The sequence below is a fragment of the Sulfitobacter sp. HI0129 genome, from assembly GCF_001635395.1.
Classification (GTDB): Bacteria; Pseudomonadota; Alphaproteobacteria; order Rhodobacterales; family Rhodobacteraceae; genus Sulfitobacter.
Genome location: NZ_LWGH01000823.1, coordinates 1 through 606 on the forward strand (window position 1 = coordinate 1; position 606 = coordinate 606).

Here is a 606-nt window from a genome sequence, read left to right on the forward strand (position 1 = left end):
CTTGGGCCGTGCGCCCGCCATGTTGGAAACGACCTGACCGTCCTTGAACAGGAACAGCGCAGGGATACCGCGAACGCCCATCTGTGCGGGGCTGTTGGGGTTTTCGTCGACGTTGACCTTTACGATCTTCACCTTGCCGTCCATCTCGTCGGACAATTCTTCAAGGGCGGGACCGATCTGCTTACAGGGGCCGCACCATTCGGCCCAGAAGTCCACGACTACCGGGATATCTGCGTTTTTAACTTCTGCGTCGAATGTGGAATCGGTAACTGCGACGGTTGCCATGATGCTCTCCTGACAGGGAATGTTAAGGAATGTACCTATGTAGCGGGCCTATCGCCGTCAAGGTCGGGCGCGCGGGCCAGTGCGTCCAGTACCAGCCTTTCCGGAAGTGGCATATAGGCCGGGCCGTTCGTCCAGAGGAGCCCGACCTCGATCTCCCTCTCGGGATATATCTGTCGCAGCAGATGCAGATAGGCCCCCATCTGCCGCAGAATACCTTCGGGGCAGTGGGAGACATCCGCTGGAACGACGCGGTTCGTCTTGTAATCGAGCGCCACGATCCGGTCCGGCGTGATGATCAGCCGGTCGATTGATCCATGCAGC

At 59.1% G+C, this 606-nt stretch carries 2 protein-coding genes; both read right to left on the reverse strand.

The window, feature by feature from the left end; translation table 11 throughout:
* A partial coding sequence (trxA, locus tag A3764_RS19510) for a thioredoxin (protein WP_067951980.1) occupies nucleotides 1–285 on the reverse strand: 285 nt, incomplete at its 3' end.
* 35 nt (nucleotides 286–320) lie between these two features.
* Nucleotides 321–606, reverse strand: a 286-nt coding sequence (locus A3764_RS19515; protein WP_150122318.1) for a PD-(D/E)XK nuclease family protein, incomplete at its 5' end; no start/stop codon positions are given.